Here is a 14,409-nt window from a genome sequence, read left to right as displayed (position 1 = left end):
TACTTCTATTAATTTGTAGGTTTTGCCGGTGCTGTAGAGCCTGATTCTGAAGGAATAAACAAGCCGATCAATCCACCTGCAATAGCCGGTAAGATCCACCCGAGACTCTGATCCATCAGCGGCAGGAATGAAAATGCTGACGCAAGTGCAGTAAAGCCGGCAGCTGCAAGTCCATCGCTCACACCTAGTATAAATGTAGGAATGATCGCACCGACGTATACAGCCCTTTTTCCTTTAATCTTTTTATCAAGGAATGACAGCATAATCAGAACAATCGTCATCGGATAGATCATCACAAGAACAGGAACAGATACAGCGATCAATTGAGCCAGTCCGATATTTGCAATCATCATACTGAAAACAGAGAAAATGATGACAAACTTATTGTAAGAAATATTCGGAAACGTTCGTGCAAAGTATGATGACGTTGCAGAGACAAGGCCAATTGAAGTTGTCAGGCATGCAGCGCCGATTGCAATACCTAAAATGAGAGCACCTGCTGAACCGTAAAGGTAATTAGCGGCTGCAGAAAGCAGTGCACCACCGTTATCCTGAATGCCAATTGCATTCAAACTTGTAGCGCCGAGGTAGCTGAGTGAAATATATACAGCTGCAAGGCCGGATGCTGCGATTAATCCTGCGAAAATAGCTGCTCTTACTACCTGTTTACGCTCTGTCACGCCTTTATTCTGAATCGCAGAGATAATGACAATCGCAAAGACAAGTGCTGCAATCGCATCAAGTGTCAGATAACCTTCTAAAAATCCTGTAATAAATGGAGAATCTGCATAGCCGGCTACAGCCTGACCAGGTTCGCCCATCGGATTAATAAAGGCACCTCCTACTAAGACTGCTAAAATAATGACTAATACTGGGGTTAATATTTTACCGATCCGGTCAACCAATTTTGCCGGATTCAACGATAACCATGCCGTTGCTGCAAAAAACAATATAGAAAATAAAAGTAACGTCCATCCACCTGCTGTATCCTGAGTCAGAAATGGTAAAACGCCGATTTCATAGGAAACAGTTGCTGTTCTCGGAATACCAAAGAAAGGTCCGATTGCCAGGTACAGGATGATTGTAAAGATTATTCCGAAAATTGGGTGTACACGACTTGCCAGGTCCATCGGGCTTCCACCAGACTTCGCAATGGCAATGACACCTAATAGAGGAAGACCTACCCCGGTCAGAAGGAATCCTGCGATCGCAACCCAGCTGCTATCGCCTGACTGCTGTCCGAGCAGAGGCGGAAAGATCATATTCCCAGCACCGAGGAAAAGTGCAAAGAGCATAAGCCCAACCGTGAAAACGCTACCAAATGTTATTTTATTGCTATTCATAATACCCTCCACCGATGTTCTAAGTTTTACCGCAACATCATATCATAGAAAAGTTGAAATTTGTCGAAAATAGCAAAAGTCTAAATAAAAAGAAAATTGTGTCTACTCATCGTTTAAATGAACTTAAATCACATTCCGAAGTGAGATATGTTAGGATTAATAAGGTTTAATGAAATCAATACATTATGAAATGTTAGATCAAACTTAAAACAGGTGATTGGAGAGGTAGACAATGACTTCCGCCCCAGGTAAGGACATGTCCGCAGGACGAAGTCTGAGGAAGCTCATCCTCCTGAAGCAGCAACACTTAGTCCTCCTCGAAATTCATTAGCATTTATATAAGAGATTCACTATAAAAGAAAGAGTGATCACCATGATTTATCTGGATAACAGCGCAACGACAAAACCGCATCCTGAAGTTGTTTCTTCATATATAAAGGTAAATGAACAGTTTTATGGTAATCCTTCCTCTATTCACACATTTGGAGAGAAAGCTTCATCACTTTTTCAAAAAGCACAGCAGCAGTGCAGTGAGCTTTCAGGATTGCCAGACAGCAAAGTGATTTTCACTTCCGGCGGGACAGAGTCAAACAATCTGGCAATTAAAGGATCCGCTTATTTTTTGCATGGTAAAGGTAATCATTTAATTACAACGGTAATTGAGCATCCATCTGTACTGGAAGTGTTCAAGAAGCTTGAAAATGAAGGGTTTGAAGTCACTTATTTGCCTGTCGACCAAGCTGGTGTCATTTCTCTGGATGATTTGAAAGCAGCACTCAGAAAAGATACAACGCTGGTATCAATCATGTATGTGAATAACGAATTCGGCAGTATTCAGCCCATTAATGAAGCCGGGAGAATCATCAAGACGAATTCAAATGCCCGATTTCATTCAGATGCTGTGCAGGCTTATGGAAAACTGAAAGCAGATTTTGAAACGCTTGACATGATCACATTATCAGCCCATAAGTTTAACGGACTAAAAGGTTCAGGCCTGCTGGCAGTAAAAAGAGGCATGAAGCTTATTCCTGAAATGGATGGTGGCGGACAGCAGGAAGGTTTTAGAAGCGGCACAGTCAACACTGCAGGAGCCGTATCACTCGCCAAAGCAATGCGACTCGCTTCAGAGCACCAGTATCAGGCTGATCAAACACTTCAAACCTGTCAGCAGATGCTCAGGTCTTTCTTTGAGAATAGGGAGGAAGTAAAAGTCCTTTCGCCGAAAAATGGCGCACCACATATTTTTTCTGTAACTGTTCCAAAGCTGACAGGAGAAGTCATTGTGCATGCACTGGCTGAGAGAGAGATCTTTATTACCACTTCAAGCGCATGCTCATCAAAAACGAATAAAAGAAGCCATGTACTGACTGCCTGCGCCTTCAGCGACCGTGATATCAGGGGTGCAGTTAGAATCAGTCTCGGAGCAGATCAGCAGACAGAAGATATTAAAGAATTTATCAGGATCTGGCAGGAAGTCATTCCGCCATTACTGAAAGGGGTATAAGTTATATGAAGATAGATCGAATTTTAATCCGCTACGGCGAAATTTCAACTAAAGGACGAAACCGGAATAAATTTATCAAGCGTCTTAAGCAAAATATTACGGATGCCTGTGCAGATCTCAGTGCTTTTCATATTGAATCAGGCAGGGACAGAATGCATCTCGAATTGAAAAACACTGATGAGGCTGATCAGGTAATGGACAGACTTAAGTTGATATTTGGCATTCAGTCGTTTAGTCCGGTTGTAAAATCTGACAGAGAACTTGAAGAAGTAAAACGACATGCAGCAGAACTGGTCCATTCACTTGCGTCAGACGGAACATTGTTTAAAGTGAAAGCGAGAAGAGCTGACAAAAATTATCCTCTCGATACAAATGAATTAAATTACGAAATCGGCTCACATGTGTTAAGACAGGTACCTGGCTTGAAAGTAGAAATGAGGAAGCCTGAAGTCGAACTGACTGTTGAGGTGAGAACTGAAGCTGTATACCTATCAGCTCAGACGATTCAGGGAGCAGGCGGTATGCCGATCGGTTCAGGCAACAAAGCGATACTCATGCTCTCAGGTGGGCTGGACAGTCCGGTTGCCGGATATCAGATGATGAAAAGAGGCGTAGAACTCGAAGCTGTTCACTTTTTCAGCCCTCCGTTTACAAGTGAAAAATCAAAAGAAAAGGTAAAGCAGCTTGCTTCTGAACTTGCTGGATTCTCAGGATCTGTAAAGCTTCATATTGTCCCTTTTACTAACATTCAACAAACCATTCAGCAGCAGGTGCCTGAGAATTATACGATGACATCAACAAGAAGAATGATGCTGCGTATCTCAGATGAACTTAAAAAGAAAACCGGTGCAAAAGCAATTGTGACGGGTGAAAGCCTTGGTCAGGTTGCCAGTCAGACATTAGAGAGTATGGAAGCAATCAATGCGGTAACAAATACCCCGGTACTGAGACCGCTCATTGCATCAGACAAAACGGACATTATTGAAATTGCAAAAGAGATCGGCACGTATGAAACGTCTATTCTACCTTACGAAGACTGCTGCACGATCTTCACGCCGGCAGCACCTAAAACAAGACCAAAAACAGAAAAAGTTGCTTTTTATGAAAGCTTTATCGATTTTGAAGAGATGATCCTTCAGTCAGTTGAAGAGACTGAAACCATTGTATTGAAGCCTGGATACAAGTCAAATGAGGTTGAAGAACCAGACTTGTTTTAAATATCAGCTTCTGATTTTTATGGTTCTGATTTGTTAGGAACATTTACCATTAATAAGCCGTGTGTTATTGCACATTCTATATTCACAAGGAGGTGATAGCACATGGCAAACAGAAGCTCAAATCAGCTTGTTGTTCCAGGTGTAGAACAAGCTCTTGATCAGATGAAATACGAAATTGCTACTGAATTCGGCGTACAGCTTGGAGCTGACTCTACATCACGCGCAAACGGTTCAGTAGGTGGAGAAATCACTAAGCGTCTAGTTCAGATGGCTGAACAACAGCTTAGCGGATACCAGAAATAATAATGAAAGAACAGCAGGTGCTTAATTGAGCGCCTGCTGTTTTTGCGTGCAGGTGAAATTTGCGGGCAGGTCTAAAAGTGGAGGGGGGTGCTTATTGTGCCGGAGAATTCTTTCACCTTTTATAGGAATTGTATGGGCTTTAAGTTTATATCTATCACCTTTTATCATAATTCTATGGGCTTTGTAACTGATTCAGCTTCTGAAACTTATTTACGTCACCTTTGTGATTTTTTCCATCACCTATCATCATTATTCAGGCACCTTTTTCTTTATTCTTTCGTGAAGCCTGACTTGCGCTTTCCACTTTTCGTGATGTCCAGTTCCAGGCGCTAACTCCTCGGATCATAAGCCACAAAGCGATAAACGGGAAGGTCACCCATTTTTCGCTTCGCGTCTTATGTCTGTCGGAGCTGACCAAGCGCCTTCCACTTTTCTATGATGTCCAGTTCCAGCAGGCAGGTCCTCGAGTCATAAGCCATCTTGAGAAAATGGGAAAGGTCACCCATTTGTCTCAAGTCGTCTTATGCTTGTCGGACCTAAACGCCTGCTTCCACTTTTCTAGGTCAAACCACTTCATCTTTCGAAATATTTTTTGTACACTGAGTATAAATGCGTCGAAAGAAAGAGGGTTTTGATATGCTGCAGCTATTTAAGAATGGAACAATCTATACAATGGAAGAGGAAGGATCGACAGTTGAAGCTGTTTTAACGAGCAACGGGAAAATTAAAGCAGTTGGCTCTGCAGCTGACTTATTAGCATCTGCAGGGAATGAAGAGGTTACAACGGTTGACCTTGAAGGCAAAACCATGTTCCCGGGCTTTGTTGATAGCCATTTACATATTGTCGGGGTGGGAGAAACGCTGCTCAGACTGGATTTATCAGAAATGAAATCAAAGCAGGAAGTCATTGATGCAGTTGCAAAGAAAGCGGCTGAATTACCAAAGGGTGAGTGGATTCAGGGTGACGGATGGAATGAGAATCAGTGGGAGGACGCATCTGTTCCGACTGCTGCAGAGCTTGACGCAGTTGCACCTGATCATCCGGTGATTTTGAAAAGAATTTGCAGACATGCTGTAGTGGTTAACTCATTTGCGCTGTTTTTAGCACGAATTGATGAACAGACACCGGATCCGGAAGGCGGGGTCATTGAGAAGTTTGACGGGAAGCTCTCAGGGCAGCTGAAGGATACGGCGCAAGATCTTATGATTCCGGCTCTTCCGCCAATTGAGGATGAATATATCCAAAAATCTTTAAAAACTGCGCTTGAGCATGCATGGTCTCTTGGATTAACCGGGGGACATACTGAAGACTTGAGTTACTATGGTGATTTTACAAGGACCTACCGTGCTTTTCAGAAGGTCATTGAAGAAGACGGCCGTCCTTTTAGAGCCCACTTGCTGGTTCACCATCATGTAATTGAAGACTGGCATAGACAGGGACATTCATTCTTATCAGGGTCCCGTTATGTTGAATTTGGTGCAATGAAGATATTTGCTGATGGAGCACTTGGAGGCCGGACTGCGCTGCTTAAAAATGGTTATGCTGATATGCCGGGTGAAAAAGGAGTAGCGATCCATTCACCTCAAAAATTAAAGCAGCTTGTATGGAAAGCGAGACAGTACGATATGGCTGTCGCCGTGCATACGATCGGGGATCAGGCATTTGAATATATGCTTGATGCGATCGAAGCATTTCCCTCAAACGGGGAGCGGGACCGGTTAATTCACGCTCAGATTCTGGATGAAGAGCTGATTCAGCGTGCTGAGAAGCTTCCGATCGTACTTGATATCCAGCCGAGATTCGTACCGTCTGATTTTCCGTGGGTGCAGGACCGGATTGGAAAAGACCGTATGAAATGGAACTATGCCTGGAAAACGCTGATGGATAGAGGGATAGCGTGTGCCGGTGGTTCTGATGCACCAATTGAACCGGTTGATCCACTTCTAGGTATCCATGCTGCTGTCACAAGAACAAAGCCTGATGATCCTGAAAAAACAGTATATGGTGAAAGTGAAAAGCTGAGTATGTATGAAGGGATTTCATTATTTACTAAATGCAGCGCTTATGCGTGTCACCATGAACATGATCGCGGCGTTATCAAGGCGGGATTTGCAGCTGACTTTACCGTATTGGAAGCAGATCCATTTAAAAAAGATCCGGATGAGCTGCTCACGATGAAAGTTGAGCGGACAATTGTTGACGGAAAGACAGTTTATACTCGAAGATAAGCCTATTTTTAATCAGCTGATGGTTTTCTGTCTCTGAAGAAACCATCAGCATTTCTATGGAATAGAACGGGGCGGTGAGATGGAAAACGAAGAAAGATTGGGTATGATTTATACTGCGCTTGCCTACACACTCTGGGGACTGCTCCCGGTTTACTGGAAGTTTGTGCAACACGTGCCGGCAGATGAGATTTTAGCAAACCGTGTCTTCTGGTCATTCTGGTTTATGCTCGTGTTACTCATTGCCATGCGCCAATTTGGTCATTTTAAAAAAGAAGCACTGTCACTCTTTAAGCGTCCTAAGCTTTTTGCAGCACTGATCGCAGCATCTGTACTGATCAGTATTAACTGGTTTGTCTACATATGGGCAGTGAATTCCGAGCAGATGGTTGAAGCGAGTCTTGGATACTACATAAATCCGCTCGTTTCAGTCCTGTTGGGTGTTTTTGTGTTAAAGGAAGTGTTATCAAAAGCGCAGGTATTATCATTTATATTAGCGCTGATCGGGGTATTGATTTTAACGATTTCCTACGGTAGCTTTCCCTGGATTGCTTTTGCACTGGCTTTTTCATTCGGATTTTATGGACTTGTGAAAAAAATGCTGCGCGTGAATGCGGCAATTGGGCTTACGCTTGAAACGATGACGATTATGCCGATTGCACTGATTTATCTTGGTTATTTGCAGGGCACCGGAAACCTTGCATTAATTGATGAATCCCTGTCCACTGATCTCTTCCTGGTCGGAGCAGGGGCAGCTACTGCTATACCACTTCTTTTATTTGCAAACGGTGCTCAGAGGATTCCGCTCTTTATGGTCGGCTTTTTACAATATATTGCGCCTACACTTACACTGATTCTCGGTGTGTTTTTATACGGAGAACCGTTTAATGCGATTGATCTGATTTCATTTATCTTTATATGGCTCAGCCTTACAGTTTTTACGTACTCAAGAATGAGAATGGCGAGACAGGTCAGGCTAAAATAAAAAAGCTGCGGATGACCCGCAGCTTCTCAATTAAAGAAATGTCCTTTTAACTTTTTCCCAGAAGGAATTGTCTTTTAATTTGACGGTTTTCACGATTTTTTCGCTCAGTGCAAGGTCTACGTGCTGTACGTGACTGATACCAAGTGCTTCATTATCAAGTCCCATCACGGGATAGTCATTGCCATCCTGAGCCACAGTCAGACGAAGCTTTCGCTGGCCGCTCAGGATAAATGAAGAACCGAGTGTCCGGAAACGGTTGCTGTTGACTGAAGCAAGCTCGCTCACCTGCATACATGGAAGCATTGGATCCACTACTGCACCGCCAACTGATTTATTGTATGCAGAGCTGCCGGTTGGTGTTGAGATAATCATCCCATCACCGCGGAATGTTTCAAAATGAAGGTCGTCAATATGTACATCCATTACGAATGTTTTAATGATCCCTGATCGGATGCTGAATTCATTCAGGCAAAGAAAGCTTGTCTCATCATCAACAGTCACTTGAATCGTAGGGTATTTTCTAATCTCAATCTGATCCTGCGTCATTGCGTCAATCATCGAAGAGACATCATCTACATGGAAGTCACAGTATAGACTTTTTCTTCCTGAGTCTGACACGCCGGCATACAGGCAGTCCTGTCTGAATCCGGTTTTTCTGACAGCTTGAAGAAATGCACCATCACCACCAAGACTGACAATGATATTCGCTTGCTTAAAATCCTGTACGACGTTGAACTGATAGCGCTCTGCAAGCTCTTCAAGCATACGCAAATGTTCTTTCGCCTGTTCAGTTTTACGTGCATAAAAATAAATATTTCTTCTTTCAGTCATATGAATCCCTCCAGGTCTTTCACGAAAATTTTGAAAATACAACATAATAAAAGATTGATTAAAGTGTATCATGAAATGAAACATATCTGAAAGTAGAACGTATAGACAAGAGAGACAATACGAGGAGGTTTTTTAAAAATGAATACTAAAAGGTGGATTGCAATCGGCATTGCGGGTGTTTTATTTGTCGTATCAGCCGGTATTAACTTTGCAACTGCAGCACTTTCAACTAATTTTGATGAAATGTTTTCTTCTTTTGAAACAACATCAGGTTTGTCTGAAGAAGTGATTGAAACGGGCAGTACAACAGACAGAATTGCTGTGATTGATTTAAATGGTACGATTCAGGACACTGGTGATACAGGCGGTTTGCTCGGTGCAGCCGGCTATAACCATTCTCACTTTATGGACCAGCTGAATCAGGTGAAAGATGATGGCACAATCAAAGGCGTTGTTCTCAGTGTAAATACACCAGGGGGCGGGGTTGTAGAGAGTGCCCAAATCCATGATAAAATTCTTGAAATTCAGGAAGCGGGTAAGACCGTTTATGTATCAATGGGTGCCCAGGCAACATCAGGCGGGTATTACGTAGCAGCACCTGCTGATAAAATTTATGCAAGCAGAGAAACAATGACGGGCTCACTTGGTGTTATTCTTCAAAGCATCAATTTTGGAGAGCTCGCTGATAATTACGGTGTGGAATTTGTTACGGTTACTTCCGGAGAATTTAAGGATATGCTGAATCCTGCAGAAGAAGTGCGTGAAGAAGATTTAGAAATTGTACGCAGTATTTTAAATGACTCTTATGATGGGTTTGTAGATGTCATTGCAAATGGACGGGATCTTCCTGAAGACCGTGTGAGAGAGATTGCAGACGGGCGTATTTATAATGGTATTCAGGCACTTGAGCTTGATTTAATTGATGAATTTGGTTATGAGGAAGATGTCATCAGTGCAATCAAATCGGACCTTGAACTCGAAAATGCATCAGTCATCCATTATGGAATGCCGAATGATTTAAGTTCACTGCTGTCACTTCAGGTACAAAAAACGTTTGGCGGACTTGAAGGTCAGATTCTGTCAGAGGTCATGAGTCACACAGGCGGGCCACGCCCAATGTACTTATACGCTGAATAAAAGGAGGAAGCTGTATGGAGACCAATGAAACAAATTATAACCAAAATCCGGCTTTCCTGCCTCACTTTGGTGGTTTTTGGATCAGGGCCTGTGCGTTTTTACTTGATCTGTTAGTCATTGCTGCACTGAATGGATTGCTGATCTATCCTGTATTCAGACTGAGCGGACTTGAAATGGGAAGCGGCATGTTCAGCGGTGTGAATATTGCAACAGCGATCGTCTTCTTTGCTTACTTTGTTTTAATGACAAAGTTTTTCGGACAGACGCTTGGAAAAATGATATTTGGATTGAGAGTGATATCAAAAGACGGTGAACGTCCGGGATGGATTGCGGTACTGATCAGAGAGCTTGCCGGCCGGTATATTTACACATCAATCACATTTTTCGGTCTGCCTTTTCTGGCGATCCTGTATGTGGTTACTGCGTTCACCCCGAAAAAGCAGGCGATTCACGATCTGTTCGCTGACACAACAGTCATTCATGAGCGGACAGTTGTCAGAGCAGAATCTGTAAAAGTATAAATAAACAGGTAAAGGGCAGTTTATCATTGAGGTGGATTCAATGATTAAACTGCTCTTTTTATTATGTTTACCGCTGCTGCTGTTTTTAAAATGTAAATGTCTGATTGATATCGAATGGAAGGGTAAAAACATTCAATTCATGATTCTCGTGAAAATAGCTGGAATCAGCGTTAAGCGTTTTAAGATACCGATTGAACTGGCTTCTGAGCCTGAATATAAAATAAATCGTAAACCAAAGAAATTAACAAAAAGTGATTTATATAATATAAAATCACAGATTGTTCAGTTGAGAGAAAAAATTGTCAGCTTAAATAGCTGGCTGAAAGGAACATTGAAAGACTTTTCAATAGAATCACTGCATGTAACAGCTGGAGTTGGAACAAACAGACCTGATCTGAGTGCATGGCTGAATGGCGGAATTGGCATGGCTCAGGCATTATTCGTTCAGCAGTTATCAAGATATATCAAACTGACAGCTCCACCACGGCTCACGATCAGACCGGTGTTCAGCCAGTCACCATTTTCTGTTGTCTGTCACTGTATAATTTCAGTCACGATTGCACACCTTATAAAAGCGGGTTTATTGCTTATGGTCAGAAGAATGGCCATCATAAAAGAATGGGGAGTGGCTTAATTGGAACATCCAATTGAAGGTGTAATGACGACAGCGATGGAACAGTTGAAGGAAATGGTAGATGTGAATACGATCATCGGTGATCCGGTGGAGACGGCTGATGGCAGTACAATTATGACTGTTTCACGTGTACGGTTCGGCTATGCAGCAGGTGGCAGTGATTATCAGACATCATACGAAGCAGCGGCTGAGCTTCCTTTCGGCGGTGGAAGCGGTGGTGGTGTTTCGATTACACCTGTGGCTTTTTTAATTGTAGGAAAAGATGGCATTCGTCTTCATCATATGAATGAAGGTGCCCATCTGCTTGAGAAATTAATGGATATGGCGCCAGAAGCAGTCAGCAGAATCACAGATGTATTCAGGCAGGATGAATCATATTAGTTGATTGCGCATTCCGTCTTTCAGTATGATGAACAGGAATACATATACTGAAGGAGGATTTTCATGGCTTCTATAACATTTAAAAACAACCCGGTTACACTACTTGGTGATGAAGTGAAAGCTGGAGATCAGGCACCTGAATTTACAGTGCTTAAAAACGATCTTTCACCTTTTCACCTGAAAGATTCTGCTGAAAAAGTAAAAATTATCAGCGTCGTTCCTTCACTTGATACAGGAGTTTGTGATGCGCAGACACGTAAATTTAATGAGGAAGCTTCAAAGCTGACTAATACAGAAGTGCTGACGATTTCAGTTGATCTTCCATTTGCACAAAGACGCTGGTGCGGGGACAACGGTCTTGAGCATGTCATTACATTATCTGACCACCGCGACCTGTCTTTCGGTAAGGCATACGGTGTTGCGATCGAAGAAATGAGACTCCTTGCACGTGCTGTATTTGTAATTGATACAAATGACAAAGTAGCATATGTTGAATATGTATCAGAAGCAACGAATCACCCTGACTACGACGCGGCAATTGAAGCTGCGAAGAAAGCAGAGTAATCAACGAGAAAGCCGTCATGGCTTTCTTTTTTTTATATACATGTTAAAATGAAGCGTCAAAAGTTAAACAGGAGGCACGAAATTATGAGCATATCACCTGTAGAATCCATTTTTACACTATTGAATGAAACAGCTGAAGAGATTCAGCGTGTACATTCAATTTCATATTTAGAAGCACTTGCAGAATCAGGAGAACACTGGTTTACAGAGACGGTGGAAGAAACTGATCCTGAACTTAAAAAAAAGCTTGAAGACCGGTATGCAGCACTTCAGCTTGAATCCTTCTCACAGGATGACAGAAGAAAAGCATTTCAGCTGGCCGTTTTGAAAGGCATGAAAGAACATACTCAGCCTAATCATCAGATGACGCCTGATTCGATCGCAATGGTCATTGGATACCTGCTTGAGAAGTTTACCCAGGGTCAGGAAAAAATCACTTTGCTTGATCCGGCACTCGGAACCGGTAACCTGGTTCTTTCTATCATGAATCAGCTGAATGGAAAAGTTGAAGTCTCTCACGGTGTAGAGATCGATGAAGTGCTGATCAGACTGGCATACACAGGCGCAAATCTTTCAGAACAGCCAATTCATCTATATACACAGGATTCGCTTGAACCTTTATTCATTGATCCGGCAGATGCTGTTGTAAGTGATCTGCCTGTCGGATACTATCCGAATGATACAAGGGCAGCTGACTATCAGCTCCAGGCAAAGGAAGGTCATTCTTATGCCCATCATTTATTTATTGAGCAGTCACTTAAGCATGTAAAGAAGAGTGGCTACCTGTTTTTCCTTGTGCCAAACGGAATATTTGAATCGCCGCTTTCAGGGCAGCTTCATGCATTTCTAAAAGAGGAAGCCCATATCCAGGGGCTCATCAAACTGCCTCAGTCATTATTTAAAAACGAACAATCTGCAAAAAGTATTCTGATCCTTCAGAAGCAGGGCGAGAATACAAAACCGCCAAAGCAGGTACTCCTTGCAGAAATGCCGAAGCTCTCTAATGGCCCGGCTGTGCAAAACATGATGGCAAAGATTCAGCAGTGGATGAAAGAGAATAAATAACTTCAGTTTTGAAATATAGAAAATAAAAAAATGTGTTAAATGTAATTGAGTGCAGCGGAGCGTAAGGCGGCGGCTCGCGGAAAAAGGGACAGGTGAGACTCTGGAATGCGTAGCATGTAAGAGGCTCAACGCCCGGCCGCGGAAAGCGTCCGCCTGGAGCGCAGCGAAACGATTATCCAGACTGAGACAAATTGTTTCAGTCTTTTTCTTATACCGTATTCTGAAAATAAACACTTTTATATGTAAACGTTGCCACAGCAAGCTTTTCCTTGAAGACATTCATAGAGAGTGATTAAATGAACATGGATAGTAATTTGTTTAACAGGGTATAAAGGTAATACTTATGTTTTTCATATAAAAGGAGCGAATAAATTTATGACTAAAGTCATTGCAATTAACGCAGGAAGCTCTTCATTGAAGTTTCAGCTTTTCGAAATGCCGGAAGAGGAAGTCATCACAAAAGGTTTAATCGAAAGAATTGGATTAGATAACAGTGTATTCACGATTTCTGTAAACGGAGAAAAGCAGAAGGAAGTAACTGATATTCCAAACCATGATGTTGCGGTTAAACTGCTTCTTGATAAACTGACATCAGCTGGCATTATCAATTCTCTAGATGAAATCAACGGTGTAGGTCACCGTGTTGTTCATGGTGGGGAAGTATTCAGCGATTCAGTCGTTATTACTGATGAAGCAATTGCTAAGTTTGAAGAACTGTCTGAGCTTGCACCATTGCACAATCCTGCTAACATTACAGGGATTAAAGCATTCCAGAACGTATTACCGAATGTACCTGCAGTTGCGGTATTTGACACTGCGTTCCACCAGACAATGCCTGAAAGTTCATTCCTATACAGTCTTCCATATGATTACTATAAAGACTTCGGCATCCGTAAGTACGGTTTCCACGGTACATCGCATAAGTATGTATCACAGCGTGCATCAGAAATGCTCGGACGTCCGCTTGAACAGCTTCGTCTGATCTCATGTCACTTGGGTAACGGTGCAAGTATTGCTGCAATCGAAGGCGGTAATTCGATTGATACTTCAATGGGCTTCACACCGCTTGCGGGTGTAACAATGGGTACGCGAAGCGGTAATATTGACCCTGCACTGATTCCGTTTATTATGGAGAAAACAAATCTGACAGCAGAAGGCGTACTGAACGTTTTAAATAAAGAATCAGGTATGCTCGGTGTATCAGGATTCTCAAGTGACCTTCGTGATATTGAAGTTCAATCAGCAGAAGGTAATGAGCGTGCGCGTCTTGCGCTGGATGTCTTCTCAAATCGTATTCACAAATACATCGGTTCATATGCAGCACGAATGAACGGTGTCGACGCAATTATTTTCACTGCCGGTATCGGTGAAAACAGTGATGTGATCCGTGCAGAAGTACTGAAAGGCCTTGAGTTCATGGGCGTATACTGGGATCCTGCACTGAACCAGACACGCGGTGAGGAAGCATTTATCAACTACCCTCACTCACCGGTTAAGGTAATCGTCATCCCTACTGATGAAGAAGTCATGATCGCACGTGACGTTACGCGTTTAACTTGACAAACGTTGATATGACAGCGTTTATTCATCTTTAAACGGTGTAGTTTTGACCTTGAAATGACGATTACCTAAATTTTTATCAACCTCTCTTTATGCTATTTCAATTTAGCATGAAGGGGGTTTTTTAGTTGTCTGGAA

The 14,409-nt window shown here is 42.5% G+C and carries 14 protein-coding genes; 12 read left to right on the top strand and 2 right to left on the bottom strand.

Features of this window, described 5'->3' with window-relative positions; translation table 11 throughout:
- Window positions 1–8 precede the first annotated feature (8 nt).
- Window positions 9–1,343 (bottom strand): branched-chain amino acid transport system II carrier protein, encoded by a 1,335-nt coding sequence (brnQ, locus tag DH10bf12_RS15750; protein ID WP_471736196.1) that lies wholly within the window; start codon window positions 1,341–1,343, stop codon window positions 9–11.
- Between the two features lie 373 nt (window positions 1,344–1,716).
- Between brnQ and DH10bf12_RS15745 the strand changes: the two genes are divergently transcribed.
- The 5 genes from DH10bf12_RS15745 to rarD all read left to right on the top strand — a co-directional run bounded on the left by DH10bf12_RS15745 (window position 1,717) and on the right by rarD (window position 7,578).
- The gene (locus tag DH10bf12_RS15745; protein ID WP_471736195.1) at window positions 1,717–2,847 is read left to right on the top strand and encodes a cysteine desulfurase family protein; all 1,131 of its coding nucleotides are present in this window, start codon (window positions 1,717–1,719) and stop codon (window positions 2,845–2,847) included.
- 5 nt (window positions 2,848–2,852) lie between these two features.
- Window positions 2,853–4,064 (top strand): tRNA uracil 4-sulfurtransferase ThiI, encoded by a 1,212-nt coding sequence (thiI, locus tag DH10bf12_RS15740; RefSeq protein WP_471736194.1) that lies wholly within the window; start codon window positions 2,853–2,855, stop codon window positions 4,062–4,064.
- Between the two features lie 102 nt (window positions 4,065–4,166).
- A complete protein-coding gene (locus DH10bf12_RS15735) occupies window positions 4,167–4,367 on the top strand; it encodes an alpha/beta-type small acid-soluble spore protein (protein ID WP_041120899.1) in 201 nt (66 codons plus the stop codon).
- A 636-nt stretch (window positions 4,368–5,003) separates the two neighbouring features.
- Complete coding sequence (locus DH10bf12_RS15730) at window positions 5,004–6,596, top strand: amidohydrolase (RefSeq protein WP_471736193.1); 1,593 nt, start codon at window positions 5,004–5,006, stop codon at window positions 6,594–6,596.
- Between the two features lie 79 nt (window positions 6,597–6,675).
- Window positions 6,676–7,578: an EamA family transporter RarD gene (gene rarD, locus DH10bf12_RS15725; RefSeq protein WP_471736192.1), complete on the top strand. Its 903-nt coding sequence runs from the start codon at window positions 6,676–6,678 to the stop codon at window positions 7,576–7,578.
- 30 nt (window positions 7,579–7,608) lie between these two features.
- Here the strand turns inward: rarD and DH10bf12_RS15720 are convergent, their stop codons facing one another.
- Entirely contained in the window at window positions 7,609–8,409 is an 801-nt protein-coding gene (locus tag DH10bf12_RS15720; protein WP_471736191.1) for an NAD kinase, read from the bottom strand.
- A 138-nt stretch (window positions 8,410–8,547) separates the two neighbouring features.
- Here DH10bf12_RS15720 and sppA point away from each other — a divergent pair, with 138 nt between their 5' ends.
- The 7 genes from sppA to DH10bf12_RS15685 all read left to right on the top strand — a co-directional run bounded on the left by sppA (window position 8,548) and on the right by DH10bf12_RS15685 (window position 14,271).
- On the top strand, window positions 8,548–9,546 hold the full coding sequence (sppA, locus tag DH10bf12_RS15715; RefSeq protein WP_471736190.1) for a signal peptide peptidase SppA: 999 nt from the start codon (window positions 8,548–8,550) through the stop codon (window positions 9,544–9,546).
- Between the two features lie 14 nt (window positions 9,547–9,560).
- Window positions 9,561–10,067 carry an RDD family protein gene (locus DH10bf12_RS15710; RefSeq protein WP_471736189.1) on the top strand — a complete coding sequence of 169 codons (507 nt, stop codon included), beginning with the start codon at window positions 9,561–9,563 and terminating at the stop codon, window positions 10,065–10,067.
- Between the two features lie 40 nt (window positions 10,068–10,107).
- Entirely contained in the window at window positions 10,108–10,701 is a 594-nt protein-coding gene (locus DH10bf12_RS15705; protein WP_471736188.1) for a hypothetical protein, read from the top strand.
- The gene (ytfJ, locus tag DH10bf12_RS15700; RefSeq protein WP_471736187.1) at window positions 10,702–11,082 is read left to right on the top strand and encodes a GerW family sporulation protein; all 381 of its coding nucleotides are present in this window, start codon (window positions 10,702–10,704) and stop codon (window positions 11,080–11,082) included.
- Window positions 11,083–11,145: 63 nt separating this feature from the next.
- Window positions 11,146–11,646 carry a thiol peroxidase gene (gene tpx / locus DH10bf12_RS15695; RefSeq protein WP_471736186.1) on the top strand — a complete coding sequence of 167 codons (501 nt, stop codon included), beginning with the start codon at window positions 11,146–11,148 and terminating at the stop codon, window positions 11,644–11,646.
- A gap of 84 nt (window positions 11,647–11,730) precedes the next feature.
- Window positions 11,731–12,711 (top strand): class I SAM-dependent methyltransferase, encoded by a 981-nt coding sequence (locus DH10bf12_RS15690; RefSeq protein WP_471736185.1) that lies wholly within the window; start codon window positions 11,731–11,733, stop codon window positions 12,709–12,711.
- A 375-nt stretch (window positions 12,712–13,086) separates the two neighbouring features.
- Window positions 13,087–14,271, top strand: coding sequence for an acetate kinase (locus tag DH10bf12_RS15685; RefSeq protein ID WP_471736184.1), 1,185 nt, complete (start codon window positions 13,087–13,089; stop codon window positions 14,269–14,271).
- The last annotated feature ends 138 nt before the right edge of the window (window positions 14,272–14,409 follow it).

It is taken from the genome of Jeotgalibacillus sp. 10bf12, from assembly GCF_055597105.1.
The sequence above is the reverse complement of the archived record's forward strand: the minus strand, read 5'-3'. Positions and strand labels throughout refer to the sequence as shown.

What these genes read in the sequence shown, in the direction of transcription:
- brnQ (WP_471736196.1), bottom strand. Translation starts at nt 1,343, where the DNA reads ATGAATAGCAATAAAATAACATTTGGTAGCGTTTTCACGGTTGGGCTT.
- DH10bf12_RS15745 (WP_471736195.1), top strand. Translation starts at nt 1,717, where the DNA reads ATGATTTATCTGGATAACAGCGCAACGACAAAACCGCATCCTGAAGTT.
- thiI (WP_471736194.1), top strand. Translation starts at nt 2,853, where the DNA reads ATGAAGATAGATCGAATTTTAATCCGCTACGGCGAAATTTCAACTAAA.
- DH10bf12_RS15735 (WP_041120899.1), top strand. Translation starts at nt 4,167, where the DNA reads ATGGCAAACAGAAGCTCAAATCAGCTTGTTGTTCCAGGTGTAGAACAA.
- DH10bf12_RS15730 (WP_471736193.1), top strand. Translation starts at nt 5,004, where the DNA reads ATGCTGCAGCTATTTAAGAATGGAACAATCTATACAATGGAAGAGGAA.
- rarD (WP_471736192.1), top strand. Translation starts at nt 6,676, where the DNA reads ATGGAAAACGAAGAAAGATTGGGTATGATTTATACTGCGCTTGCCTAC.
- DH10bf12_RS15720 (WP_471736191.1), bottom strand. Translation starts at nt 8,409, where the DNA reads ATGACTGAAAGAAGAAATATTTATTTTTATGCACGTAAAACTGAACAG.
- sppA (WP_471736190.1), top strand. Translation starts at nt 8,548, where the DNA reads ATGAATACTAAAAGGTGGATTGCAATCGGCATTGCGGGTGTTTTATTT.
- DH10bf12_RS15710 (WP_471736189.1), top strand. Translation starts at nt 9,561, where the DNA reads ATGGAGACCAATGAAACAAATTATAACCAAAATCCGGCTTTCCTGCCT.
- DH10bf12_RS15705 (WP_471736188.1), top strand. Translation starts at nt 10,108, where the DNA reads ATGATTAAACTGCTCTTTTTATTATGTTTACCGCTGCTGCTGTTTTTA.
- tpx (WP_471736186.1), top strand. Translation starts at nt 11,146, where the DNA reads ATGGCTTCTATAACATTTAAAAACAACCCGGTTACACTACTTGGTGAT.
- DH10bf12_RS15690 (WP_471736185.1), top strand. Translation starts at nt 11,731, where the DNA reads ATGAGCATATCACCTGTAGAATCCATTTTTACACTATTGAATGAAACA.
- DH10bf12_RS15685 (WP_471736184.1), top strand. Translation starts at nt 13,087, where the DNA reads ATGACTAAAGTCATTGCAATTAACGCAGGAAGCTCTTCATTGAAGTTT.